This window comes from Pedobacter frigidisoli (assembly GCF_004331675.1).
Taxonomy (GTDB): Bacteria; Bacteroidota; Bacteroidia; order Sphingobacteriales; family Sphingobacteriaceae; genus Pedobacter; species Pedobacter frigidisoli.
In genome coordinates this window covers 21872-45747 of sequence record NZ_SJSN01000001.1, presented here as the reverse complement: position 1 = coordinate 45747, position 23876 = coordinate 21872, and the positions used below count along the sequence as shown (strand labels likewise).

At 38.0% G+C, this 23876-nt stretch carries 16 protein-coding genes; 9 read left to right on the top strand and 7 right to left on the bottom strand.

Annotation, left to right across the window (positions count from 1 at the left end; genetic code table 11):
- Nucleotides 1–108: 108 nt before the first annotated feature.
- The 6 genes from htpG to EZ449_RS00135 all read right to left on the bottom strand — a co-directional run bounded on the left by htpG (nucleotide 109) and on the right by EZ449_RS00135 (nucleotide 9630).
- Nucleotides 109–1995, bottom strand: coding sequence for a molecular chaperone HtpG (gene htpG, locus EZ449_RS00160; protein WP_205942912.1), 1887 nt, complete (start codon nucleotides 1993–1995; stop codon nucleotides 109–111).
- A gap of 729 nt (nucleotides 1996–2724) precedes the next feature.
- Entirely contained in the window at nucleotides 2725–3117 is a 393-nt protein-coding gene (locus EZ449_RS00155) for a response regulator (protein ID WP_131555939.1), read from the bottom strand.
- 103 nt (nucleotides 3118–3220) lie between these two features.
- Nucleotides 3221–4090 (bottom strand): N-acetylglucosamine kinase, encoded by an 870-nt coding sequence (locus EZ449_RS00150; protein WP_225872182.1) that lies wholly within the window; start codon nucleotides 4088–4090, stop codon nucleotides 3221–3223.
- 17 nt (nucleotides 4091–4107) lie between these two features.
- Nucleotides 4108–5418 carry a TolC family protein gene (locus EZ449_RS00145; protein ID WP_131555938.1) on the bottom strand — a complete coding sequence of 437 codons (1311 nt, stop codon included), beginning with the start codon at nucleotides 5416–5418 and terminating at the stop codon, nucleotides 4108–4110.
- A 1-nt stretch (nucleotide 5419) separates the two neighbouring features.
- On the bottom strand, nucleotides 5420–8530 hold the full coding sequence (locus EZ449_RS00140) for an efflux RND transporter permease subunit (protein WP_131555937.1): 3111 nt from the start codon (nucleotides 8528–8530) through the stop codon (nucleotides 5420–5422).
- A gap of 2 nt (nucleotides 8531–8532) precedes the next feature.
- On the bottom strand, nucleotides 8533–9630 hold the full coding sequence (locus tag EZ449_RS00135; protein ID WP_131555936.1) for an efflux RND transporter periplasmic adaptor subunit: 1098 nt from the start codon (nucleotides 9628–9630) through the stop codon (nucleotides 8533–8535).
- 335 nt (nucleotides 9631–9965) lie between these two features.
- Between EZ449_RS00135 and EZ449_RS00130 the strand changes: the two genes are divergently transcribed.
- Nucleotides 9966–11798 carry a M61 family metallopeptidase gene (locus EZ449_RS00130; protein ID WP_131555935.1) on the top strand — a complete coding sequence of 611 codons (1833 nt, stop codon included), beginning with the start codon at nucleotides 9966–9968 and terminating at the stop codon, nucleotides 11796–11798.
- 77 nt (nucleotides 11799–11875) lie between these two features.
- Here EZ449_RS00130 and EZ449_RS00125 read toward each other — a convergent pair whose 3' ends face one another.
- The gene (locus EZ449_RS00125) at nucleotides 11876–12349 is read right to left on the bottom strand and encodes a hypothetical protein (RefSeq protein WP_131555934.1); all 474 of its coding nucleotides are present in this window, start codon (nucleotides 12347–12349) and stop codon (nucleotides 11876–11878) included.
- Nucleotides 12350–12615: 266 nt separating this feature from the next.
- Here EZ449_RS00125 and EZ449_RS00120 point away from each other — a divergent pair, with 266 nt between their 5' ends.
- The 8 genes from EZ449_RS00120 (at nucleotide 12616) to EZ449_RS00085 (ending at nucleotide 23875) form a co-directional block, all read left to right on the top strand.
- Nucleotides 12616–14391 carry an AMP-dependent synthetase/ligase gene (locus EZ449_RS00120; protein WP_131555933.1) on the top strand — a complete coding sequence of 592 codons (1776 nt, stop codon included), beginning with the start codon at nucleotides 12616–12618 and terminating at the stop codon, nucleotides 14389–14391.
- The gene (gene ggt / locus EZ449_RS00115) at nucleotides 14363–16084 is read left to right on the top strand and encodes a gamma-glutamyltransferase (RefSeq protein WP_131555932.1); all 1722 of its coding nucleotides are present in this window, start codon (nucleotides 14363–14365) and stop codon (nucleotides 16082–16084) included. The genes EZ449_RS00120 and ggt overlap by 29 nt, the downstream gene beginning before the upstream one ends.
- A gap of 133 nt (nucleotides 16085–16217) precedes the next feature.
- Entirely contained in the window at nucleotides 16218–16652 is a 435-nt protein-coding gene (locus EZ449_RS00110) for a MarR family winged helix-turn-helix transcriptional regulator (protein WP_131555931.1), read from the top strand.
- 98 nt (nucleotides 16653–16750) lie between these two features.
- Entirely contained in the window at nucleotides 16751–19156 is a 2406-nt protein-coding gene (locus EZ449_RS00105) for a 3-hydroxyacyl-CoA dehydrogenase/enoyl-CoA hydratase family protein (RefSeq protein ID WP_205942911.1), read from the top strand.
- Nucleotides 19157–19344: 188 nt separating this feature from the next.
- Nucleotides 19345–20523: an acetyl-CoA C-acyltransferase gene (locus tag EZ449_RS00100; RefSeq protein WP_131555929.1), complete on the top strand. Its 1179-nt coding sequence runs from the start codon at nucleotides 19345–19347 to the stop codon at nucleotides 20521–20523.
- Between the two features lie 174 nt (nucleotides 20524–20697).
- A complete protein-coding gene (locus tag EZ449_RS00095; RefSeq protein ID WP_131555928.1) occupies nucleotides 20698–22488 on the top strand; it encodes an acyl-CoA dehydrogenase family protein in 1791 nt (596 codons plus the stop codon).
- Between the two features lie 339 nt (nucleotides 22489–22827).
- On the top strand, nucleotides 22828–23274 hold the full coding sequence (locus tag EZ449_RS00090; RefSeq protein WP_131555927.1) for an FKBP-type peptidyl-prolyl cis-trans isomerase: 447 nt from the start codon (nucleotides 22828–22830) through the stop codon (nucleotides 23272–23274).
- Between the two features lie 106 nt (nucleotides 23275–23380).
- The gene (locus EZ449_RS00085; RefSeq protein ID WP_131555926.1) at nucleotides 23381–23875 is read left to right on the top strand and encodes an FKBP-type peptidyl-prolyl cis-trans isomerase; all 495 of its coding nucleotides are present in this window, start codon (nucleotides 23381–23383) and stop codon (nucleotides 23873–23875) included.
- Nucleotide 23876: the final 1 nt, after the last annotated feature.

Here is a 23876-nt window from a genome sequence, read left to right as displayed (position 1 = left end):
TTAACGATGGAAGCGGCATCCCCCGATTTTTCATCGGGGATATAGCGTACAGCGTGTTAAAACGCACAAATAGTTACTCTAGTTCATTGCCCGAATCCAGTTAATACTTTAAATCAACTCCACACTTCTGCTTACAAATGCAGTTAATTCTGCACCAGTTAACATACCTTGAGCCAACAAAGCTAAATCTATAGCTTGTTTAGCTAAATTGCTTTGCTCTTCGCCTTCTGCCTTTAAAATTTTGCTCACCAATTTATGGTTTCCATTGATGGCAACTTTATAACTATCTGGCATTTGGCCATAAAAACCCATTCCGCCACCCATAGCTGCCATATCTTTCATACGGCGCATAAATTCATCCATCGTAATCGTAACTGGCAATTCCTCAGGATGTAAAGCCACAACTTCTACCTGCATGCCAGGTTTTGTAATTGCTTTTTCAAAGATCGTTGTAACTTCTTTAACCTGATCTTCAGTTAAAACATGCTCATTAACTTCATCTTTCTCAATCAATTTGTCGGCAACGCTAGAATCTACACGTTTGATAGATGTTTTCTCTAATTTCTGCTCTAATTGCTGGATGAAATGATTATCAATTTGAGAATCTAAAACCAAAACATCATAATCTTTTTTATTCGCCGATTGGATGAACGCATCTTGTTTGGAAGCATCATTGGTGTACAAATAAACTACCGTTCCGTTTTTATCTGTTTGCAAAGGCGCAACTTTCTCCGCGTATTCTGGTAAAGTGAAAAGCTCATTTTTAGTGTTTCCAACCAAAGCGAAATCTTTTGCCTTATCGTAGAATTTATCTTCGCTAATCATACCATATTTTACGAACATACCAATGTCTTTCCATTTGTCTTCGTAAGATTTACGGTCTTTAACAAAAAGTTCGCCTAATTTATCAGCAACCTTTCTAGTGATGTAACTGTTGATCTTTTTAACATTACTATCCGCCTGTAAGAAACTACGCGAAACGTTTAGTGGAATATCAGGTGAATCGATTACACCATGCAATAACATCAAGAATTCTGGAACAATGTCCTTAACCTCATCCGTAATAAAAACCTGACGAGAATACAACTTGATTTTGTTGCGTTGCATTTCGAAATCGTTTTTCAACTTAGGGAAATACAATACTCCCGTTAGGTTGAATGGATAATCAACATTTAAGTGAATCCAAAATAATGGCTCTTCGCTAAATGGATATAATTCACGATAGAAACTTAAATAATCCTCATCTGACAAATCTGCAGGTGCTTTTGCCCAGATTGGATTTGTGGTGTTGATGATGTTATCAACCTCAACATCGTTATATTTTGCTTTACCTTCTTCATCAACACCATCTTCTATAGATTCTGTTTTAGTACCAAACTTAATTGGAACAGGTAAGAATTTAGCGTATTTATCAAGAATTTCCTGCAGTTTCGATTCCTCTAAAAACTCTTCAGAATCTTTGTTGATGTGAAGAATGATATCTGTTCCACGAGTAGTTTTCGTTCCTTCTGTAATTTCGAATTCGGTACTACCATCACAAACCCAACGAGCAGGTTCTGCACCATCTTGATACGATAAAGTATTAATCTCAACTAAATCTGCAACCATGAAAGCCGAATAAAAACCTAAACCGAATTTACCGATGATTTCATTGGCATCTTTCGCATCCTTAAATTTTTCTACAAACTCACTTGCGCCAGAAAATGCAACTTGGTTAATGTATTTTTTAATTTCTTCGGCAGTCATACCCAAACCATTATCGCTAATTGTAATGGTTTTTGCTTCCTTATCAACAGCAACTTGCACCAAAGGCTGGCCAACTTCGCCATTAAACTGACCTAATGAACCTAGTCTTTTAATTTTCTGAACGGCATCTACTGCGTTAGAAACCAACTCACGAAGAAAAATCTCGTTATCAGAGTATAAAAACTTCTTAATTATCGGGAAAATATTCTCGGTATGTATCGAGATATTTCCTCTTTCCTGTATGCTCATATATGTAAATATTGTTTAATCTACCTGCTGCATAACAAGGGTTGTTCCAAAGCGTTTTATTTGCCAAAATGACAGGATCATCAAAGCTTCATTGCGAAGCTATTTTTTCATTGGCTGTGGCAATCTCCTCTCAACCTATCAGTTGTTGGCTATCAATTCTTAACGGTTTACAAGAACGGTCGTCATCCTCAGCTTGACTGGGGATCTTAATTCACTAGCTTATGGTTTGGTATCCCAATAACCGAAAACAACTTTAGTCTATCGGTTGGTGTCTGCACCGACCGAAACAAATGGCCGTCATTCTGGTTCCGTGGTCGGTGGACTCACCGATCACATCATAAGTCTGATTGGTGCAGCACCAACCAATGATTTTGCAAAAACCAAAAAGCCAAGAAAACTTATATTTTTTCCTATCGGTCGGTGTCTTACCACCGAAACATAAACATAATTCATTTGTTTTGGAAAGCAAAACCTGCATTTCAATTAATGTTAGTCCCACTTTCTGCTGTAGCCCCGATAGAAGAAATCGGGGGCTGCCGCTGCAATTGGGTTTAGAGTGGCAAATGCTCTGCTTTTTCCTATCGGCTTATTGTCCCATGATCTTATCCCATGGTCGGTGGCTCACCGACCTTTTAAGTTTTATTGGGGGGTGGGCCACCAACCACCAATTAAGCACAAAAAAGCCAAGAAATCTTATGTTTTCTTGGCTTCATAATTTTGAATATTATCTTAATTCAATAAAAAACTTGGTTCGCTTTCTTCTAAACTTAAGATTTTAGTAATCTTTTTAAGTAAAACATCCATTTGGAAAGGCTTAGAAAGAAAATCATCCTGACCATAATTTAAGGTTGTAAAATCCTTTGCTTCGTATAATCCAGAGATTAATAAAATTGGAATCTTCGAAGTACTTTCAATTGATTTTAGTTGCTCGCACAAAATACGGCCATCAATATGGCCTAGAGAAATATCTAATAAAATTAAATCAGGGTTGAAAGTTTCTATTCTATTAAAAACTTCCTCACCATCGTTAAGTGCCGAAACTTTAAAGCCTCCAATTTCCAGTATCAATTGTATGGTTTCCAAAACCTCAATATCATCATCTACAACCAGTATTTTCTTCATATGTTTAAGCAATTTGTATGTCTTCAAAATTATAACAAAATGTATGTTGTTATGTTTACAATCTTTAAAATATTTTAACAATTAATTTATAAACCGAAAAATATTATGGGTTTTGGGCGTGTTTTACAACTCCTTCTTTGTGAAGAATGTAATTAAAAAGATCTTCAATTGGCTTTTGGAGTATTTTGCCTGGCTCAATGCCGTTCTCTAAAAGCACTGCAACCAATTCTGTTTGATAATAGTAGGCAATTGAACCAACAAAGTGGCAAGGTACATTTTTGTATTTTGGATAATCCTTAATATTGGTATCTACAAATTCCTGAAAGCCGCTTTTTAAAATTTCCTGAATAAAAGGATGATCTTTATGATTAGCCATAAAACGACTGAACCCAGCTAAATAGATATTTGGAAATGGTTTTTGATATACATTTGTAATGATTTGTTCCTTCTCTGCAGGAAAGGTTTTCTTAAATTCTGCCGCCAAACTGCTAGGCATTTTATTGTACAAATAACTTAACAAAACTTTTTTACCGAAAAAAGTGCCAGAGCCTTCATCGCCTAAAACATAGCCCAAGCCATGGTGCCCATCGTGAATTTTCTTGCCATCGAAATAGCAAATATTAGAGCCTGTACCCAAAATACAATTTAAACCCTCAGCACTGCCACAAGTGGCGTAAACAGAACCTAAAAGATCGTGATCTACGGAGATAAAGGCATTGGTAAAAACTTCCGATAATCCATTTGAAACCACTTCATGCTTATCGGGAGAGGAGCAACCTGCACCAAAAAAATAAATTTCCTTTACCTGATCGGCGTACTGTGCAACTGTTTCATTTTTTAAAATCAGTTTGCTAATTTCCTGCTCACTTAAAAAATAAGGATTGATTCCGGGGGTATTAAACCTAATGGTTTCGCCATTAAGATAACCCATCCAATCGGTTTTCGATGAGCCACTATCTGCAACAAGTATCATGGGACTAAATATAAAAATTAATTACCTAAATCTATATTGCCGCTAATTTCTTTAAGCGTAGTTTCTGCAATTTTTGCTTGATATTGCATCTCAATAAAACGATTTTGCGCATCAATTGCATTTCGTTGTGCTTCTCTCAATTCCAGGGGCGCAATACTTCCTAAGCGGTATTTCGCCAAGGTGATGTCTAGGTTTTCCTTAGCGATATCCACGTTACTTTGCTCAAGCTTAATCAGATCTAGATAAGTGCTATAATTTTGATAAGCGGTAAGCAACTGGGAATTTACATCAAGCTTCGTTTTATTCAAGTTTAGAGTTGAAGTTTCAATATCGATCTTGGCATTTCGCTCTTGCTGCCTTTGCAAAAATCCATTAAATAAATTTAAGCTTGCTGTAACGCCATAAGTAAATCCATTGGCAGCAAATTTCTGGTTAAAACCCGTCGGACTCGTACTATTTGCCCTACTGTAACCAGAATTTAAACTAATTGCAGGATACCTTGCTCCACGAACTGATTTTAATGTTAAAGAAGCTATTTTCTGATTGATAAAAGCATTTTGAACATTTGGATTCTGTGTTTCTGCTATTTCCGCCTGTTTGCTAAACAATATTCCCTTATCAACATCGATATTATTCACCACTGAAAAATTAGTGCTAATATCCCTCACCATTAATTGGTTTAGGCGAACCTTGGCCACTTGTAAAAAGTTTTTCACCTGAATGTAGTTAGATGTATCGGTATTGTAATCTACTTGCGCAGTTAATACATCCAACTTTGAGCCTCTTCCCAGTTGCAATTTAGTCTTGGCAATATTCGTTCGTAAAACCGAAACATCCATTGCACTATCGGCGGCGATTAACAGTTGTTGCTGCCTTACTACATCATAATAAGCGGTAATGACATCAGAAACGGTAGTTAAAATGGTTAATCTTGAATTGATTTCTCCTTGCTTTTGCAACTCTTTCAAGCGGTCATAATTGGCAAACATGGTGAAACCATCAAAAATTGTCCAGTTTAAATCAGCACCATAACTGTTGTTTGTACTTTTGGCTCCACGAATTACACGATCTTCTCCGGTTACGGGAGTTTGCCTAGTATTTTGGATGCTTCCGCCGTTGGTGTAACTTCCATCGATTGTTGGAAGCATGCCTGCATTGCCAATAGTTGCATTATTTTTAGCGATACCAATTTCATTTTTACTGATTTTAATATCGTAATTGTTCTGCAAAGCGATGGAAATGGCTTCCTGTAAACTGAGCTTTTCCTGCGCAAAACCCGAAGTGGATAGGCATAAAAGGAAAATAAATAGGTTTAATCTCTTGCTCATCTTATTCTGCTGTGTGTGTTGCTTCTTGTTCAAAACGATCAGCGTCTTTTAATTCTTTATTTGGTTTATAAGGTTTTGCCCAGTATGAGTAAATCGCTGGAATTACAAATAAGGTTAGTACCAAAGAAAATAAGGTTCCCCCAACGATAACCGTTCCCATACTCATTCTACTTTTTGCCGCTGCTCCTAAAGCCATAGCAATCGGTAAGGCGCCAATGGCGATGGCTAAACTCGTCATCAAAATTGGGCGTAAACGAGAAACCGCTGCTTCGCGAATAGCCTCTGGAATAGCAACTCCTTTTTCTTTCAATTGATTAGCAAATTCTACAATCAAAATACCATTTTTGGTTACCAAACCAATTAACATAATGGTTCCAATCTGGCTGAAGATATTCCAACTCTGACCACAAAGCCAAAGCGATAAAAATGCTCCGGCAACAGCCATTGGTACAGTTAGGATAATGATAATAGGATCTTTAAAACTTTCGAACTGTGCCGAAAGAATTAAGTAAACCAGTAGCAAAGCCAAGCCGAAAGCAAAGAAAGTATTGGAAGAACTTTCCTTAAAATCTCTAGATTCTCCACTTAAATCGGTAGAGAATGTTTCATCCAACACTTTTTCTGATATCCTATCCATGGCGTCTATTCCATCGCCAATGCTTTTGCCTGGGGCTAAACCTGCCGAAACGGTTGCCGCAATAAAACGATTGTTTCTGTACAATTGTGGCGGACTACTTTCTTCTTTTGCCGTCACTAAATTATCCAATTGCACCAAATCGCCTTTGTCGCTACGAACATACACCGAACTCAAATCCAAAGGATCTTTTCGGTCGCCACGATCGAACTGCCCAATAACCTGGTACTGCTTTCCATTCATAAAGAAGTAGGAAAACCTTTGTCCACTTAAGCCTAAGTTTAGGGTTTGTGCGATTGCCGCAATGGAAACACCTAAGTTTTTGGCCTTATCTCTATCGATGGTTAAATTGATTTCTGGTTTGTTGAATTTTAGGTTCACATCAGAAACGGTAAAGGTTGGGTCTTTTGCAACCTCATCCATAAATACAGGCACTTTCTCCCTCAGCTTTTCGAAATTCTGTGCCTGAATAATATAACTGATTGGTAATCCGCCTCGGCGACCAACAGAAATGGTTGGTTGTTGGTTAACGATTACTTTCCCTTCGGTATATTTTTTGGTGATTTTCGTTAATTGATCTGCAATTTCTTTTTGAGATCGTTTACGATCTCCAGCATCGATTAAACCCATTCTTACAAAACCTGAGTTTGTAGAACCAGCGCCACCGAAACCAGGAGAAGTGATGGTGATATTAACATTCTTCTCCGGAACAGAATCAATCACCAATTGATTCAATTTCATGATAAATTTATCTGTGGAAGTGAATGATGCACCTTCTGGCAAAGTCGCCGTCATATTTATCGCACTTCTATCATCATACGGAGCGGTTTCCTTTGGAAGAATTTTCCAGAACAGAAAAATCAATCCCATACAAATTACAATGATGGGAATGGAAAGCCACCTTTTATCTAAAAATTTATTCAGGTTTGAGGCATAGGCATCATTCAGTTTAACAAAGTAAGGCTCCGTCCAGTTGTAAAATTTGGATGGTTTATGCCCGCCTTTTTTCATTAAATAAGCATTTAACATTGGAGTTAACGTAAGGGAAACGAATGCCGAAATTAAAACTGCGGCACCGATTACAACACCAAACTCTCGAAACAACCTACCAACAAAACCCTGTAAGAAAATTACAGGTAAGAATACTGCCGCAAGCGTAATTGAGATTGAAATTACCGCAAAAAAGATTTCATTAGAACCTTTTATGGCCGCTTCAAATGGCGACATGCCTTCTTCTACTTTCTTAAAAATGTTTTCCGTAACTACAATTCCATCATCTACCACTAAGCCCGTGGCCAAAACAATCGCCAATAAACTCAATACGTTGATGGAAAATCCAAAAGCGTACATGATGAAAAATGTAAATATCAAGGAAACAGGAATATCAATCAATGGCCTAAAAGCGATTGCCCAATCCCTAAAGAAAAGGTAGATAATCAGAATTACCAGCACAAGAGATAACCCAATAGTTTCTGCAACCTCTGTAACCGAACGCTTAATAAATAACGTGTTATCTAGCGCAACTTTAAGCTTAATGTCTTTCGGCATATCGGCTTTCAGCTTATCAAATCGTTCGTAAAAAGCTTTACTAATATCGAGATAGTTGGCGCCCGGTTGCGGAATAATGGCAACGGCTACCATCGGTTTGCCCGATTCTCTTAAAATAGTTTCCTCATTTTCCGACCCGAGTACTGCATAACCAACATCTTTTAATTTTACTACTTGGTTGCTGTCCGATTTAAGGATCAAATTATTAAACTGATCTTCGTTGGTTAGCTTTCCAAGGGTTTTTACGGTTAGTTCTGTGGTTGCGCCTGTAATTTTTCCCGATGGTAATTCAACATTCTCGTTGTCCAATGCGGTCACAATATCTTGTGAAGTCAAGCCATAAGCGCTCAGTTTATTGGGATCCATCCAAATACGCATGGAATATTTTCTTTGCCCTTGAATTTGAACACTACTTACCCCAGGAATAGTTTGAATACGATCGGCGATCACATTTTCGGCAAAATCACTTAGCTCCAAAGTGTTTCTTTTATCACTCTGAATCGTCATCGATAAAATAGGATCAGAGTTGGCATCGGCCTTGCTTACCGTCGGTAAACCATCAATATCTTTTGGCAACGTTCTGGCTGCTTGCGAAACCTTATCACGAACATCATTTGCCGCCTCTTCAATATTTTTATCAAGGTTAAACTCAATGGTGATGTTACTTGTTCCCTGATTACTGGACGATGAAATATTTCGAATTCCGTCAATGGAGTTGATCGATTTTTCTAAAGGCTCTGTAATTTGAGATTCGATAATATCCGAATTCGCACCAGGGTAGGAGGTTCGAACGGAAACCACCGTTGGATCGATTGATGGATACTCCCGAACACCCAAAAATGTATAGCCTATTATCCCAAAAAGAACAATAACCAAGTTCATTACTATGGCCAGAACGGGTCTTTTTATACTCGTGGTTGAGATACTCATAATTATTCCTTAACCAGATTTACTTTTACTGGAGCATCTTTTTTCAAGGCCATCGAACCAGTTGTTAAAACCGTATCGCCAGCTTTTAATCCAGAAGTAATCACGATGTTTTCATCAGTTCGTGTTCCAGCTTCAACCTTAACTTCTTGTGCTTTTCCGTTTTTCTTAACATAAACGATCTTTCCCTTTAAAACCGGAATTACCGCTTCATTCGGAATCAGAATAGCGTTTTGTAAAGTACTCAAGGCCAGTTTTATCTTCGCAAACGATCCAGGCAATAAAGCATTATCTCCATTTGGTGCGAGCGCCCTAATCTGTAAAGTTCTGGTTGCAGCATTTATCCCTGGCTCAATAGCGTAAACTTTCCCTGTGTTTTCTTTCGATGATCCATCAGTTGTAAAGGTAATGGCAGAGCCCATTTTTATCTGACCAGCATATTTTTCAGGGACAGAAAATGTAACTTTTACCGGGTTAGTGCTTACCAAGTTAGCAATAACGGTTGCTGGCGTCAAATAAGTTCCAGATGAAATGCTGCGTAAACCAATTCTTCCACTAAAAGGTGCACGAATAGTGGTCTTCGCCAATTGCGCTCTAATTAATTGCGATTGCGCTTGCAACGATCTTAAATCTGCTAAAGAAGTATCGTATTCTTCTTGACTTATTGCACCTTTTTCGAGCAACTGTTTCGCCCTGTTTTCATTGGTGCTGGAAAGTTTTTGTTTAGTTTGTGCCTCTAGTAATTGTGCCTGAATATCTCTATCATTAACTTTTACCAAAACAGCTCCTTTAGAAACATTTGTGCCTTCAGTAAAATATATTCCAGTAACTAAACCAGAAACCTCGCTTTTTAGCACGACAGATTCATTTGCGTCAATAGCGCCCGTTACTTCTAAATCATTATCAAACGAGGTTAATTTAACTACAATGCCGTCTACCACCATTGGTGCTCCAGCTCCACCTTTTCCTCCCTCAGCACCCTTGCCTTGCCCAGCTGCGGCACCACCTTTACCCTCTAGTTTTTTATTCGCGTTAATTCTGTAATAAACTAAATAGGCCAAGCCTAAAGCCAAAACAGCATAAATGATATACCTTTTCTTCATGTTTATATTTGTGTCGTGCTATTCCGAACATTAAAATGAGCGTAATGTTCCAAATAGAGCGTAAAAATATTCAAATAGTTTAGTCCTAAATTTGTTGTATTAAGGATGTTACTTAGTAGGTCGCGAGCCTTTACTTAAGAGTCTTGAGTCTGCACTGGAAATAGCAAAATGGCTTTTAAGGTTTTCAAATGCGCATTTGTATAAATCATGAGCGTAGTAATTTCAGCTTTTGGAACAAAATCTACCGACTTCGGTCTCCTGACCTCCGACTAATTTTTCCTTAAAATTCAAAATCATCATCATTAAATATAAATTTGTGGCAAAACACATTCAATATGTTTATTAAAAAATCAATTTTAAGTTTAGTTTTATTACTAACGTGTATTATGGCAGCGAAGGCGCAAGTAAAAATTGGCTTTGAGGTTTCCTTTAAAGAACCGCAGGCACATTATGCTGAGGTTCAGATGAATATTTCTGGCCTAGTAAAAGATTATGTAGATGTTAAAATGCCAGTGTGGACACCAGGTTCTTATTTGGTTCGCGAATTTGAAAAAAGTGTTGAAGAATTTAAGGCAACTGCTGGTGGTAAAACGGTTAAGGTAGAAAAAGTAAGAAAAAATACCTGGCGAATATTTTCAGCTAAGGCAGCAAATATTAAAATTAATTACCGTGTGTATGCGTTCGAAATCTCGGTACGTACACCCTTTATCGATGAAACTCACGCTTTCTTATCGCCAACAGGAATTTTTATGCATCCTGATGGATTGATTAAATCGCCAAGCACTGTAAAAATCATTCCCTTTAATACTTGGACTAAAGTATCTACAGGTTTAGAGCCAGTTGCTGGTCAACAATTTACCTACAAGGCTACCGATTTTGATATTTTGTACGATAGCCCGATTGAGGTAGGTAACCAGGATGTGTTCGAATTCATGGCTGCGGGCGTTCGCCATGAAGTTGCCATGTATGGTGGTGGTAACTACGATAAGGAGAAGCTAAAGGTAGATATGGCGAAGATTGTTGAAGAACCAACAAAAGTTTATGGCGAAAATCCTAATAAACATTATGTTTTCATCGTTCATAACTTTTTAAGAGGCGGCGGTGGTTTAGAGCATTTAAACTCTACAACTTTAGGTGCAACAAGAAATGCATATAATACAGAAGCTGGTTATAAGGGCTTTTTAGCATTGGTTGCTCACGAATATCATCACTTATGGAACGTTAAGCGATTACGTCCGGTGGCATTAGGTCCATTCGATTACGACAACGAAAACTACACCACCAATTTATGGATTGCTGAGGGATTTACTTCATATTACGAAAACAAATATATGCATAGGGCAGGTTTTGTTGATGCAAATGGTTTCGTAAGCGATCTTGCTGGCGCAGTTGGAACGGTATTAAATATTCCAGGGGCAAAATACCAATCTGCTGCTTCTTCAAGTTACGATGCTTGGATTATCGGTTATCGCCCGAATGAAAATTCGAAAAACAATTCTATTTCTTATTACAGCAAGGGTGAAGTAATTGGAATTTTAATGGATCTGGAAATCATCAATGCTACAAAAGGCGCCAAAAGTTTGGATGATGTAATGAAAGCCATGTATTTACAATGCAAAACCCTAAAACGTGGTTATACCGATGCTGAATTTAAGGCAATGGTAGAAAAAGTTTCAGGAATCAGTTTTACTAACTTCTGGGCTAAATATGTTAACGGTGTTGATGATGCCGAATATGTAAAATATTTTGGATACGCCGGAGTAGATGTAACATCAGAAAATGCAACGCCAGGTAAACCAGTAAGCGGTGCTAGCGGTCAATTAACCAATAACGGTACGATTGCGGTAACTTCAATTACTAGAAATTCTGCGGCGTGGGCTGCAGGTTTAAATGTTAACGATGAAATTATCTCTTTAGATGATGTTACGGTAAACGATGCGCTTACTAATATAAGATTAAAAAGCCCAATGCTAAGTTTAGAAGCCTTACCAGTTGTGTCGAAGAAAAATATTGGCGATGTTTTGAAGTTGAAAGTAAAACGTGATGGTTTGGATAAAGAAATTTCTTTAACCTTGAAAGAAAACCCAAGTGTTCGTTTAAAAGCAACGATTAACGAAAATGCAACTCCGGCTCAGAAAGCCGTATTTGCAAAATGGTCGGGGAAATAAGAATGAAGTACTGAATCTTAAGTCAAAAAAAATCCCGTGAGAAATTAATCTCACGGGATTTTTTTTCTTACAAAAGCTTAGAATGTAAAACGTACGCCTAAACCAACGTCGCCACTGTAAAAATCTGTATCAGGAGTTAACTGTAAAGTTGGAACCCAGTCTAAAGAAAGGTTAATTGGAGCACCTTTAAATTTATAATCTAAACCTAAAACTCCATTCAATCCTAAATAAACATCACTATCGTAACCTTTAATTTTGTAAGATCCGATAGTACCACCACCACCATAATACCAAGTTAAGCCTTCAGCTCCATTAATTGGGTTATAAATTTCATATAATCCAGTTAATCTTAAATAATCAATTCCCTTGTTACTTCTAAAGTTACCAATTAGTTCAAGCATGGCACCTTTGTTTAGGCCAGTTTTAAAACTTATACCGTTTGCAGTTCCGAAGCGACCACCAATAGCATTTTTGTAATTTTGTGCTTTAACACTCGTTGTAGCAATAGCAAACAGTGCAATGCATCCTAAAATTGTAAATAATTTTCTCATAATTGATTTTATAAATAAATGTTTTTTTAAAATTATTATCTCCTTATCAACTTTAGTGCCGTTTATGTTTTTTTGGTAAAAATCTTATAGTTATAAAAAACAATGCTTGCATAGTAATAATGTTATTGCTAAGTTTATTCCAATAATTTACACCAGAAGAAAATTTGGTATTCTTTATTCGAGCAAAATTTTTTGATTAATAAAACATAATGGTTAACACAACTTTATGTTTGATTTTTTAACTTAACCAAATAATATTAAAATATATGGCTGCAGAAATTACAAGGGTTTTTGATCTTTTAAGATATAGCCTAGAAAATCCAAAGCAAGAGTTTATCAGCGGAAAAATTAATGGCAAATGGGTTAACTACAGCACAGCAGAATTTTGTGCAACTGTAGATAATTTGAGCCATGGTTTAATTGCAAAAGGGATTGGGAAAGGAGGCAGAGTTGCTGTAATGTCTCACAACAGGCCCGAATGGAATATTGCCGATTTTGCAGCCAACCAAATTGGCGCTTATCAAATCCCTCTATATCCAACTTTAGCCGAGCACGATATTCAGTTCATATTAAAGGATGCGGAAATATCAATCATCTTTATTGCTGATGAAGATCTTTATAAAAAAGTAAAACCTTGTGTAGATGCTGTAAATCCAGCTATTAAAATTTACAGTTTTAACAATATTGAGGGTGTTGATTGCTGGGAAACACTCATCAAAGCCGGTCATGAGAGTACTGATGTTAACCTTGATGATTACCGATCGAAAGTAGCACCAGAGGATATCCTTACTTTAATTTATACTTCAGGTACAACAGGAACACCAAAAGGTGTAATGTTAACGCATCATAATCTTGTTGCAAATTTTGTTAATTCTGCAGTGGTAATGCCCGATGGTGTAAAGAAAGGATTAAGCTTTTTGCCGCTTTCGCACATTTTTGAGCGCATGATTATTTATCTGTACCTCTTTAATCACACAGCAGTTTATTACGCCGAAAGCATGGATACAATCGTTGCCGATATTCAACAGGTTAAACCGAATGCATTTTCGACAGTTCCTAGGCTTTTAGAAAAAGTTTATGATAAGATTATGGAGAAAGGGAAATCGTTAAGGGGTGTTAAAAAAGGCATATTTTTTTGGTCGGTGGCCTTGGCAGAAAAATACACTATTGATGCAGGAGCTTGGTATAATTTCAAATTGAGTATTGCCCGAAAGTTGGTTTTCAAAAAATGGCAAGAAGCGCTGGGTGGAGAAATTGTGGTAATCGTATCGGGTGGAGCGGCTTTAAATCCGCGTTTGGCAAGGATTTTTTGGGCGGCAGGCATGCCTGTTTTTGAGGGATATGGTTTAACCGAAACCTCACCAGTAATTACTGTGAATCATTTTGGCGGTACCATGTTTGGTTCGGTTGGGGAAGTGATTAAAGGTGTTGAGGTTAAAATTGCACAAGATGGGGAAGTGCTTACCCGTGGTCACCAAGTGATGAAAGGCTATTACAACCGACCAGATTTAACGGAGGAAGCAATTGATAATGACGGTTGGTTCCACACTGGCGATATTGGCGAATTGGTCGATGGAAAGTATCTACGAATTACCGATCGTAAAAAGGAAATGTTTAAAACTGCTGGAGGTAAATATATTGCTCCGCAGATGTTAGAAAATAAATACAAGGAATCCATTTTTATCGAACAGATTATGGTTTTAGGGGAAAATAAGAAGTTCCCATCGGCCTTAATTGTTCCAAACTTCGAAACTTTAAAAACTTGGGCAGGACGAAAAGGAATTCCATTTACCAGTAACGAGGAAATTATTAAAAATGAGCAGGTTTTAACCAAATACAACGAAGTGATAGAAGCGGCAAATGTGGGCTTTGGTAAATGGGAACAGGTTAAGCGATTTGCCTTGTTGCCAAAAGAATGGAGTATAGATGGCGGTGAGTTAACACCAAAATTAAGCCTGAAAAGAAAAGTAATCACCGAGAAAAACAACGCAGTTATCGAAAAAGTATATAAAGATGCAGAAAACTACAAAGCCCCTCAATAATTTTAAAATCACATCGGTAATACTTGCTGTAATTATTATTATTTCTAGTTGCGCTAGCGGGCAATTAGGTAAAAACAACAGCGGCGAATATGAAAATGGCATGGTAGTTTCGGCACATCCAGAGGCCTCTCACGTTGGAGTCGAGATTTTAAAAAAAGGCGGTAATGCGGTAGATGCAGCAGTTGCAGTTCAGTTTGCTTTGGCCGTGGTTTATCCTAATGCTGGTAATATTGGTGGCGGTGGTTTCATGGTTTATCGCTCAGCAAGTGGAGAAATTAATACCTTAGATTTTAGGGAAAAGGCAGCTTCTGGAGCATCTAGAGATATGTATTTGGATTCGGCAGGTAACCCAATAGTTGATAAAAGTTTGTATGGCCATCTGGCTTCGGGCGTTCCGGGTTCTGTAGATGGAATGGTGGAGGCGCACAAAAAATACGGCAAGCTGTCTTGGGCAGAAGTTGTTCAGCCTGCTATCGATTTGGCTGCGAATGGTTTCAAGATTACCAAACGCCAAGCGGCAGAATTAAATGGCTTGCACCGTAACCTAATGGATTTTAATCCCAACGGAACGGCGTTTGTAAACCTCGAAAGCCCTTGGAAAGAAAGCGATTTATTGGTTCAAAAAGAGTTGGCAAATACATTAAAATTAATTCAAGAAAAAGGAAGAGCTGGGTTTTACGAGGGTGCAGTTGCCGATTCAGTTGTTGCTGAAATGCAAAGAGGTAAGGGCCTTATCACAAAAGAAGATTTAAAAAATTATCATTCGGCGTGGCGTAAGCCGATTACTGGAATGTACAGAGGTTATAAAATCATTACCATGCCGCCAACATCTAGCGGAGGAATTGCTTTGATTCAGTTACTTCAATCTGTTGAGCCATATCCATTAAAAAAATGGGGTTTCAATTCGGATTCTACAGTTCAGTTGATTGTTGAGGCAGAACGTAGAGTTTATGCGGATCGTGCTACGCATTTAGGCGATCCTGATTTTTATGCTGTTCCACAAGTAGGTTTATTAAAAGCAGAATATAATAAAAGCCGCATGGCGAACTTTAACTGGAATGCCGCAACACCAAGCAGTTCAGTTTTAGCTGGTGAGATAAAAGGATCTGAACATGAAGAAACTACGCACTTTTCTATTGTAGATCATGATGAAAATGCCGTTTCTATAACCACAACCCTTAATGGTTCTTATGGATCTTTAGTCGCAGTAAAAGGCGCTGGATTTCTCCTCAATAATGAAATGGACGATTTTTCAGTAAAACCCGGCGCTCCAAATATGTACGGTTTAGTTGGTGGCGAGGCAAATGCCATTGCGCCAAATAAGAGAATGCTCAGCTCGATGACTCCAAGTATTGTAGAAAAAGACGGCAAACTTTTCATGGTTGTCGGTACGCCTGGAGGTTCAACAATTATCACGTCTGTTTTCCAAACAATTATTAATGTAATTGATTTCGATATGTCGATGCAAAAAGCAGTTGCGGCCAAGAAATTTCACCATCAATGGTTACCAGATGAAGTTTATTTAGAAAAGGATGCCATGGATAGTTTATCAATAGAAAAACTGAAGGCAAAAGGTTATAAAATTCTGATTCGTGGCCCGATCGGTAGAGTTGATGCTATTTTAAGAACTAAATGGGGTACCTACCAAGGCGGTGCCGATCCTCGCGGGGATGATGTGGCGGTTGGTTATTAGATAATCTCTATTTATACAAGGCGTTCAAATGCAAATCTGAGCGCTTTTTTGTGACAAAAAATATTTAATTTCTACTTGCAATAACAAAATACATTCATTAGCTTTGTTATGCAAGCATAATAAAATTAACCAAATGAAGCAACAACAAACATTAGATTACCACGTTAAGTTTGCCTGGCAAAACATGTTCAATAAGTATAACCAAATGGCATCGAGCTTTGGTATTACACAGGCAATTGGTTACATGCTAATTAATATTGATGATGTTGAGGGTACCGCTGTTTCAAATCTTGCAGCCTTATTAGGTGTTAAAGCCACAAGCTTATCTCGCATGTTAAACAACATGGAGGAAGCCAATCTAATATATCGCGAAACTTCCATAGGTGATAAACGTTCTGTAAAGGTTTTTCTAACTGATTTCGGCAAAGAGAAGAAACACTTGGCCAAAGGTGTTGTTCGCAAATTCAATGAATATTTAGACGAACATTTCTCGAAAAAGGAAAAAGAGACATTCATCAATCTATTGATAAAACTAAATGATATTACGGTAGCATACACTGTTGATTAAATATATTTTGTAATGAAACCTGCTTTGCATGAGTTTACAAACGGGCTCAGGTTTTGAAGCAGGTTCCATCAGACCAAAAGAAAAATAAATAAAGACTGATGAAACGAAGCATTAATAAAGTTGCTGTTTTAGGCTCGGGTATTATGGGTTCACGTATTGCATGCCACTTCGCCAATATTGGTGTTGAGGTTTTGCTTTTGGATATCGCCCCAAAAGAACTGACACCTGAAGAACAAGCAAAAGGATTAACTTTAGATAAACCCGCGGTAAAAAACCGAATTGTAAATACAGCTTTGCAAACTGCTGTAAAAACAAATCCATCGCCTGTTTATTCTAAAAAAGTATTGAATAAAATTAAGACCGGAAACTTCGATGATGATATGTCGAAAATCTCCGGTTTTGATTGGGTGATTGAAGTTGTGGTCGAGAATCTGGATATCAAGAAAAAGGTTTTTGAGCAGGTAGAGCAATTTCGCAAGCCCGGAACTTTAATTACTTCCAACACTTCGGGGATTCCCATTCATTTAATGGCTGAGGGTAGAAGTGAAGATTTTAAAGCACATTTCTGCGGAACACACTTCTTTAATCCGCCACGTTATTTAAAATTATTGGAGGTAATTCCAACGCCGCATACCAAACCCGAAATCGTTGATTTCCTAATGCATTATGGCGATAAATTTTTAGGCAAAACCACTGTTTTATGTAAAGATACACCGGCATTTATTGCCAATCGCGTTGGGGTTTATTCAATTATGGCCTTGTTACATTTGGTCGAAAAACTTGATTTAACTGTTGAAGAAGTTGATAAATTTACCGGCCCAGCTTTGGGCAGACCAAAGTCGGCTACTTTCCGAACTTCGGATGTGGTGGGGTTGGATACCATGATTAAAGTTGCCAAAGGGCTTTACGATAATTGCCCTGATGATAAAGCGCATGAGTTGTTTAAACTTCCGGAGTATGTTAAAAAAATGGAAGAAAACAAATGGCTGGGCGATAAAACCAATCAGGGTTTCTATAAAAAAACTAAGACAGCTGATGGTAAAACAGAAATCCTTGCGCTCGATTTAAAAACATTAGAATATAAACCTCAGCAAAAAATAAAATCGGCCACTTTAGAAATGACCAAGCCGATTGAGAATCTTCGCGAACGCATGAAGATTTTTGCGAAAGGAAAAGATAAAACAGGCGAGTTATTCCGTCATTCTTCTTTTGGATTATTTGAATATGTATCTGATAGGATTCCAGAAATTTCTGACGAATTGTATCGTATCGATGATGCCATGCGAGCAGGTTTCGGTTGGGAATTGGGTCCGTTTGAACTTTGGGATGCCGTTGGCGTGAAAGAAGCGATTGAGGGAATGGAGCAATATGGAAACAAAGCTGCAGCTTGGGTTCACGAAATGCTTGATGCTGGAAACACTTCATTTTATAAAGTGGAGGGGGGCGTTAAAAAATATTACGACATTCCAACTAAATCTTACAAAGCCTTACCTGGAACGGATGATTTTATCATTTTAGATAACATCCGAGAAAATCAAACCCTTTGGAAAAATTCTGGTGTTTCAATTATCGATTTAGGTGATGGCATTTTAAATGTAGAGTTCCATACCAAAATGAATACCATTGGTGGCGATGTAATTTCAGGCATTAACAAAGCCATTGATATGGCCGAAAAAGATTACCGCGGGTTGGTAATCGGTAATGATGGTGCGAACTTTTCTGCCGGCGCAAACGTGGGTATGATTTTCATGATGGCGGTTGAGCAGGAATGGGATGAATTGAATATGGCCATTAGAATGTTTCAAAATACTTCGATGCGCATTCGTTATTCTTCAATACCAGTTGTAGTTGCCCCTCATAATTTAACTTTGGGTGGCGGCTGCGAGTTCAGTTTACATGCCGACCATGTTCAGCTTTCTGCGGAAACGTATATGGGCTTGGTTGAGTTTGGTGTTGGCGTTATTCCGGGTGGTGGCGGAACAAAAGAATTTGCTTTACGTGCATCTGACGAATATAAAGACGACCAGATTGTCCAAAATGCTTTGAAGGATCGTTTCTTAACCATCGGAATGGCAAAAGTTTCCACTTCAGGTTACGAGGCTTATGAGTTGGGTTATTTGCAAAAAGATAAATTCTCGATTTCGATGAACCGCAATCGTTTATTAGCTGATGCAAAAGCGAAAGCGATTGAGTTAGCTGATGCTGGTTATACGAAACCCGTTCAAAGAACAGATATTAAAGTTTTGGGTAAACAAGGTTTAGGAATTGTTTATGCCGGTGCAAATAGTATGTATGCCGGTCACTTCATTTCTGAACACGATAAGAAAATCTCTGAAAAATTAGGTTACGTCATGTGTGGCGGCGATTTATCATCTCCTACAGAAGTAAGCGAACAATATTTATTGGACTTGGAAAGAGAAGCATTTTTATCGCTTGCAGGTGAAAGAAAATCATTGGAGCGAATTCAATCGATAATAACAAAAGGAAAACCGTTGAGGAATTAAAAGTAGATGTGAGAGGTTAGATGTGCTTAGCCACTTCGTCATTGCGAGGCACCAAGCAATCTTAAAACTAAGGGTTTTTGTATCGCATTAAGATTGCTTCGTGCCTCGCAATGACGGCAAAGGATAGGAAAATGCGAATAATTAAAAAAGATAATATTGGCTAAACACCATAAGAAATACTTTAAAAAATGAACGAAGTATATATTATAGCCGGATATCGTACAGCAGTGGGCAAAGCGCCCCGTGGCGTATTCCGTTTTACAAGAGCTGATGATTTGGCCGCAGAAGTGATTAGGGCTTTGGTGGCGTCGGTTCCGAATTTAGATAACGAACAAATTGATGATGTAATTGTGGGTAATGCCACGCCAGAGGCGGAACAGGGATTAAACATTGCCCGTATGATTTCGCTGATGGGCTTGGATACCGATAAAGTTCCGGGAGTTACGGTGAACCGTTATTGCGCATCGGGTTTAGATACCATTGCTACGGCAGTTGCTAAAATAAAAGCTGGTATGGCCGATTGCATCATCGCAGGTGGCGTTGAAGTGATGAGCGGAATGCCTTTTGGTGGATGGAAATTGGTTCCGAATGCCGAGGTTGCCAAAAACAATCCTGATTGGTATTGGGGAATGGGCTTAACTGCCGAAGCGGTTGCGAAAGAATACAAAGTTAGTCGTGAAGACCAAGATGCATTTTCGCTGAAATCTCACGAAAAAGCAATTCATGCCATTAAAAGCGGTCATTTGAAAGATGGCGTTTTGCCAATTACAGTAAATGAAAACTACCTAGATGAGAATCTGAAAAAGAAAACACGTTCTTATGTGGTTGATACGGATGAGGGACCTCGTGCCGATACGACATTGGAGAAACTGGCAAAGTTAAAACCTGTTTTTGATGCCGTTGGAAGTGTAACTGCTGGTAATTCATCGCAAACTTCTGATGGTGCAGCATTCGTTTTGGTAGTTTCTGAAAAGAAAATGAAGGAATTAAATGCAGAACCAATCGCCAGATTAGTGAGCTATGGTATTGCAGGCGTTCCACCAAGAATTATGGGCATTGGTCCGATTGAGGCGATTCCAAAAGCATTGAAACAAGCAGGTTTAAAGCAAAGCGATATTGATTTAATTGAATTGAATGAGGCTTTTGCTTCTCAATCTTTAGCGGTAATCAGAACGTTGGATTTGAATCCCGATATCATCAATGTTAACGGAGGAGCAATTGCTTTAGGTCACCCGTTGGGTTGTACGGGAGCGAAATTAACTGTTCAAATGATGAATGAGCTGAAAAGACAGAATAAAAAATATGGCATGGTTACGATGTGTGTTGGTACTGGGCAAGGTGCAGCGGGGATTTTTGAGCTTTTTTAGGAGATTAGTTTAGGCGCATCGTCATTGCGAGGAACGAAGCAATCTTAATGCTCTAGGTTTATAATAGCGATAGTTGTAGGATTGCTTCGTGCCTCGCAAAGACGACCGTATTAGGCAAATGAACAAAAATAAAAATTAAGCGATTTTCAATTGTCGCTACTAGATACTATAACAATGGAAACAACTGAAAAAAACACAATTAAAGGTGGTGAATTCTTAATAAAAGAAACCACTTACCAGGATGTATTTATTCCTGAAGAATTTGATGAAGAGCAACAAATGATTGCCCAAACTTGTCGCGATTTTTTGGCAACAGAGGTTCAACCTATTCTTGATCGAATTGATAGTCAGGAAGAAGGTTTAATGCCTTTGTTGATGGATAAAGCTGGTGCATTAGGAATTCTTGGTGTTTCTGTACCTGAAGAATTTGGTGGCTTTGGTAAAAATTTTAACACTTCAATGTTGGTTGCTGATGTATGTGGCGCTGGTCACTCATTCGCGGTAGCACTTTCGGCACATACAGGAATTGGAACTTTGCCCATCCTTTATTATGGTAATGAAGAACAAAAAGCCAAGTATATTCCGAAATTAGGTTCTGGCGAATGGAAAGCAGCGTATTGTTTAACCGAGCCAAATTCAGGTTCTGATGCAAACTCTGGTAAAACTAAAGCCGTTTTAAGTGCTGATGGAAAACATTATATCATCACCGGACAAAAAATGTGGATTACCAACGGTGGTTTCGCAGATATCTTTATCGTTTTCGCAAAGATTGATGACGATAAAAACTTAACTGCTTTTATTGTTGAGAAAGATTTTGGTGGCATCACGATGAACCCTGAAGAGCACAAAATGGGTATCAAAGGTTCTTCAACTCGTCAGGTTTTCTTTAACGATTGCGAAGTTCCGGTTGAAAACATGTTGAGCGATAGAGAAAATGGTTTCAAAATCGCAGTAAACATTTTAAATATCGGACGAATTAAATTATCGGCTGCAGCTATTGGTGCTTCAAAGGCAACTTTGAGTACAGCGATTAATTATTCAAACGAAAGAATTCAGTTTGGTCGCCCGATTTCTAAATATGGTGCCATCCGTTTTAAAATTGCAGAAATTGCCTCGAAACTTTATGCAGTTGATGCGGCAAATTATCGTGCCGGACAAAACATTGATGATACTTATGACCAATTGGTTGCAGGAGGAATGGAATCGGGTAAAGCAAGATTAAAATCTGTTGAACAATTTGCAGTAGAATGCGCCATCTTAAAAGTTTGGGGTTCAGAAGCGTTAGATTATACAGTAGATGAGGGTGTTCAAATTTATGGAGGTATGGGCTTTAGTGCCGATGCACCAATGGACAGGGCTTATCGCGATGCCCGAATCAATAGAATTTTCGAGGGTACAAATGAGATTAATCGTTTGCTAACGGTTGATATGATGTTGAAACGAGCCATGAAAGGCGAATTGGATTTAATGGGACCAGCAACAGCAGTTGCTGCAGAATTGATGAGTATTCCTGATTTCGGCGAAGAAGACACTACTTTATTTGCTGCAGAGAAAAAAGTTTTAGCCAATTTGAAAAAGGCAACTTTAATGGTTGCAGGTGCTGCGGTTCAAAAACTGATGATGACCTTAAGTAAAGAGCAAGAGATTTTAATGAACATAGCCGATATGGCGAGTTATGTTTACGTTTTTGAATCTGCTTTATTAAGAACGGAGAAATTAGCGGCTACAAGAGGCGAAGCTGCAATAGCTGGTCAGTTAGATTTGTTAAGAATTTACATGGTTGAGGCAGTTGATGGCATTGCTAAAGCAGGTAAAGAAGCACTTTGGGCATTTGCAGAAGGCGATGAACAACGCATGATGTTGGTTGGCTTACGTCGTTTTACCAAAGTAGAGCCGTTTAACGTTAAGGATGCTCGTCAGAGAGTTGCGCAACAATTGATTGAAGCGAATAAATATATCTTTTAAGGTAAAAGGTTGAGGGTTTAAAGGTTTAAGGTTCAGGTGTGAAAATGTCTGAATCTTAAACCTTTTTTTTAGCGTCTTTCATAACTCATTGCTATTAAGATCCAGATCAGATAGCCATCGGATCAAATTCAGGAAGAAGATCGTTCTTTTAAGTTGTTTTTGGTAGCCTGCCTAAGGCTATCGTCCTGCTGAACTTGATTCAGCATCTTTCATGCTATTAAGGTCCTAATCCGATAGCTATCTAATTTAATTCAGCATTTTTTACCCATCACATCATTATTTCCGCTTTAAAAAATAACGAGTTTCTAACTATTTGGTATTAAAATCTTATTTTCGCGGATGATGAAATTTAGACTTTTCGCAATTATCCTTTTTGTAAGCGTTGTAATAACATCTTGTAAAAAAGATGATGATCCCGAAAAACAAATGACTGATTTTATATTAGCAAATAATATTAGCGCCACCAGAGATGCTTCTGGTTTATATTATCAGATTATTAAACCCGGAACTGGAAATTTTACCTATCCTGCGAATACCAAAATTACGATTAAGTACGAAGGTAGATTATTGAACGGAAATGTATTTGACAACGGTGGAGGTAAAGAGCAAACTTTTAATTTAATGGATCTAATTCAAGGCTGGAGAATAGGTATTCCTAAAATCCAAAAGGGTGGAGAGATTCGTTTAATTATTCCACCAAGTCTTGGTTACGGAAGCAATGCTACAGGATCAATACCTGGTAATTCTGTATTGGATTTTACCATACAACTTTCGAATACGCAATAATACAACGCCTTAATAATTAAGCTTTCATGAGTGTTTTATTCTCCATGAATTTGTTAAAATAGGTTAAAAATTGTAGCATCCGTATTAAAAGCTTATTTTTGCGGAGATGGTTAAGTTAAAATATTTCTTGTTGTCGATTTTATTGATTGCCTGCTTTGCTGCATGTAAAAAAGATCCAACGCTTGTTGATGATGATTCTTATGATCCATTACCACAATTTAAAACTGACACTACTGCTATTAGAGCCTTTATAAAAACTAATAATATTGATGCTTTAAAAGATAACTACGGTATTTTTTATAAGATTATTGAGCCCGGGACTGGTAGTGTTATTTACAATGCATCAACCAATATCACTGCTGATTACGAGGGTAAACTTTTAAACGGAACTGTTTTCGACAGCACAAAAGGAACGCCTATTTCGTTTGTGTTGGGAAAAGTAATTGCTGGATGGCAGGTTGGCATTCAAAAAATCCAGAAGGGTGGAAAAATCCGACTGATTATCCCATCTTATTACTGTTACGGAACTGCTGCACCATCATCGCTAGTTCCAGCAAATTCTATACTCGATTTTACCATAACACTTACAGACGTACAATAAT

Excerpts from the sequence above, each read along its gene's own strand:
- EZ449_RS00095 (WP_131555928.1), top strand. The coding sequence starts at position 20,698 with ATGGAAACAACTGAAAAAAACACAATTAAAGGTGGTGAATTCTTAATA.
- EZ449_RS00105 (WP_205942911.1), top strand. The coding sequence starts at position 16,751 with ATGAAACGAAGCATTAATAAAGTTGCTGTTTTAGGCTCGGGTATTATG.
- EZ449_RS00110 (WP_131555931.1), top strand. The coding sequence starts at position 16,218 with ATGAAGCAACAACAAACATTAGATTACCACGTTAAGTTTGCCTGGCAA.
- EZ449_RS00140 (WP_131555937.1), bottom strand. The coding sequence starts at position 8,530 with ATGAGTATCTCAACCACGAGTATAAAAAGACCCGTTCTGGCCATAGTA.
- EZ449_RS00120 (WP_131555933.1), top strand. The coding sequence starts at position 12,616 with ATGGCTGCAGAAATTACAAGGGTTTTTGATCTTTTAAGATATAGCCTA.
- EZ449_RS00135 (WP_131555936.1), bottom strand. The coding sequence starts at position 9,630 with ATGAAGAAAAGGTATATCATTTATGCTGTTTTGGCTTTAGGCTTGGCC.
- EZ449_RS00085 (WP_131555926.1), top strand. The coding sequence starts at position 23,381 with ATGGTTAAGTTAAAATATTTCTTGTTGTCGATTTTATTGATTGCCTGC.
- EZ449_RS00100 (WP_131555929.1), top strand. The coding sequence starts at position 19,345 with ATGAACGAAGTATATATTATAGCCGGATATCGTACAGCAGTGGGCAAA.
- EZ449_RS00130 (WP_131555935.1), top strand. The coding sequence starts at position 9,966 with ATGTTTATTAAAAAATCAATTTTAAGTTTAGTTTTATTACTAACGTGT.
- htpG (WP_205942912.1), bottom strand. The coding sequence starts at position 1,995 with ATGAGCATACAGGAAAGAGGAAATATCTCGATACATACCGAGAATATT.
- EZ449_RS00090 (WP_131555927.1), top strand. The coding sequence starts at position 22,828 with ATGATGAAATTTAGACTTTTCGCAATTATCCTTTTTGTAAGCGTTGTA.
- EZ449_RS00150 (WP_225872182.1), bottom strand. The coding sequence starts at position 4,090 with ATGATACTTGTTGCAGATAGTGGCTCATCGAAAACCGATTGGATGGGT.
- EZ449_RS00125 (WP_131555934.1), bottom strand. The coding sequence starts at position 12,349 with ATGAGAAAATTATTTACAATTTTAGGATGCATTGCACTGTTTGCTATT.
- EZ449_RS00145 (WP_131555938.1), bottom strand. The coding sequence starts at position 5,418 with ATGAGCAAGAGATTAAACCTATTTATTTTCCTTTTATGCCTATCCACT.
- EZ449_RS00155 (WP_131555939.1), bottom strand. The coding sequence starts at position 3,117 with ATGAAGAAAATACTGGTTGTAGATGATGATATTGAGGTTTTGGAAACC.
- ggt (WP_131555932.1), top strand. The coding sequence starts at position 14,363 with ATGCAGAAAACTACAAAGCCCCTCAATAATTTTAAAATCACATCGGTA.